This window comes from Photobacterium sp. BZF1, assembly GCF_014349205.1.
In the GTDB taxonomy this organism is placed as follows: domain Bacteria; phylum Pseudomonadota; class Gammaproteobacteria; order Enterobacterales; family Vibrionaceae; genus Photobacterium.
The window spans coordinates 1-2,836 of record NZ_JACSOF010000272.1 but is presented as its reverse complement, the minus strand read 5'-3'; the positions used below and the strand labels follow the sequence as shown (position 1 = coordinate 2,836).

General features: G+C 48.6%; 1 pseudogene. It reads right to left on the bottom strand.

What is annotated here, in order from left to right:
• Positions 1-2,836 (bottom strand): annotated as a pseudogene (locus BIZ37_RS29810) (hcalcium-binding protein); the annotation flags it as partial.

Sequence of the window (2,836 nt, the reverse complement as noted above, 5' to 3'; positions counted from 1 at the left end):
TCTGTGGATTCCGCCCCCGCCATTAATATCACTTTCTTCAACATATAAATCATCAACAGCTGAAATATTAGGGGCATCTCCGTCATTGATGGTCACATCGACAACAATGCCCGTTTCCAACTTATCTCCATCAGTATCAGAAACCTGAACCGGCACATCGATAGTAATTTTCTCGCCATCAGTTGTAACTAAGTTGCTGCCGTTGCCACCTGAATGATCAAGTGGTTGGTACTGGGTTACCGTGGTCGTAACGACAACATCATGACTATTGACTGATTGAACTGCGCTAACCGCAATAGTTAAAACAGCTACATTCGAAACAGAGCCTGTTATGGTAGCTGTGTCACTGTCGTAGCTAAATGAAATCGCACTACCGCCGGCCTTCAGTTCATTCTGTAATTCACTGATCAGGGTTTCACGAACAGCGCTGTCTATTTCGACTGAGTTAGGATCTAATCTATCGACTCCAGCAGCGACATTAATGACAACATTATCGGTAACAGGGTATGGTTGTTCCGTACCTTCCGGAGTCAAATCACCTTCAGTGATTGTAATGCTCCCAATCTGCCCCCCTAGAGGATTGGAACCATCATTGACCAGCACTCGAATATGACCAGTCTCACTGGTATCGCCATCTTTATCATCAGCTAATACGTCGAGAACAATAATCTCATTGTCGTTGCTTAAATCATCAACTTGGTCAATGGGTTGCTTTTGATCCACGGTATAATTACCGTTTATATCAATGGATGCTTCAAAAACAACCACTGTTGGATCACTTGCCAGTGTGACGACAACTTCACTACCGTCAGCAGAAACAGAGTAAACAGTTGCTAAGCCATTACTGGTCAAGCCATTAAGAGATGATTGGGTGTCATGAAAGTAGACTTTGACAATTGAGTCACTGCCCGTATCTAATTCGACCTGTCCAGTACCCGAAGAGACTCCGGTATTACCATCATCCAGATTAACAATGCTATCTGCACCGAAGGCTGGAATATCACCATCAGTAATGGTCACATTAACAATGACGGGTTGAAGTAAGTCATCACCATCTTCGTCATCCATCTGCACAGGGATATCGATGGTGATTCCATCATCAGCAATATCAACATAGGAACCGGAACCCGAGGTGTGATCTAGCGGTGCACTTTGTGCAATCGTCATTGCAACACTTACATCACCATTGCTCTGCGAGGCGGGAGTCATCGTAATGGTGAGCACTTCTGTACTGCCCACTGATGTCACACCAGTAATGGTTATTACTCCGCCTGAATCAATATTCAGACTAAAGTCAAGGGCATCACCGTCAGAGGTCAACCCCTCAAGTTCGGTAAGTAGAGCCGTTTGAATTGCAGGGTCAATCCGCATTGAAGCCGCGACAAGATTGTCATTAACCGCTTCGACGGTGAAACTACCCGTTCCTGTAGAGGGGTACTCTTTACCCGTTGCTGGGTTTTCAAGATCACCTTCTACAACCGAAAGAGTAGCCGTGACATTCTCTCCTGTAGGATCTTGACCGTCATTGATAGTAATTTTAACTTGCCCAACATTACTCGTATCACCGTCTTTATCAGTCGCTGTCACGCCTAAAACAAGTTCAATATCATCGCCCTGCGCATTATCTTGTTCAAGCGGTGCATCTTGACGAACGGTATAAGTACCATCGTTATTCATGTTGATAGTAAGAACTGAGTCACCATCATTAGCACCACCAAAGACAGTCACTGAAATGACATTGCCATTGACTGAATATGTGGTTGCCTGGCCATTGGTTGTCAAGCCAACAAGTGTTGATTGCAAAGACGCAAAATCGAAACGGCCAATCTCATCACTACCAACGTCAAGATCGATGGCACCTGATACCGTTTGACTACTCTTAGTTTCAGTAATAACTGTTCCACTATCGACACCGATAAGTGGCTTATCGCCGTCTTTGATGATGATACCCACCACCGCGGCCGTGGTCAGATCATCGCCATCGGTATCTTTGGCCTGCACCTGCACATTGATTTGCAACTGGTCATCTTTCGATGAGATGAAACCTGCCGTGTCCCCGGTGTTGTTGTGGTCAAGCGGGATAGATTGGGTGACATTGACCGTGACTGTCAGGCCCTGCCCGTTCTGTACCGCCGACAACTCAACAGTGAGCGCCGGCTCGCCATTGAGGGTACCGACAATGTCGCCATCACTGTTAAGGGCAAAGTCCAGCGCCTGCCCGCCAGAGGTCAGCTCGGCTTTCAGCTCCGTGATTAAGGCGGTTACCTGCGCTGGGTCAACCGCAATGCTTGTAGGAACAAGGCGGTCTTCACCCGCCGCCAGCTCGAAGCTGCCGGATTGTGTGGCTGGGTAGCTGGTGTCGGTATCCGCTGGGTTAACACCATCACCGTCGGTGTCCAAGTCTCCTTCAGTCAGGGTAATGGTGCCGAAATAGCTTCCCGATGCATCATCGCCATCACTGACGGTGATAGCCATGGTGCCATTGGCCGGGTCGCCGTCCTTGTCGGTCGCGGTGACGTTGAGGTTAAACAAGGTCGACTCGCTGTCACCCTGGTCGATAGGCCCCGTTACCTTCACATCGTAGGTGCCGTCGGTCTTGACGGTCACCGTCATGATTGGCGCACTGTTAACATCCAGTACCGTCAGGACATTGCCCGCCACGGTAAAGCTGGTCGCATAGCCATTGCTGGTGAGGCCAGTCAGGCTTGGCTGGACAGACTGGAAGACCACGCTGTATATCTCATCCGAGCCGACATTGAGTGGGATTTGGCCAGAGATGACCTGCCCTTTATCATCCGTTTCATCGATAGACACACCGTTGTCAGCACCGAAGGAC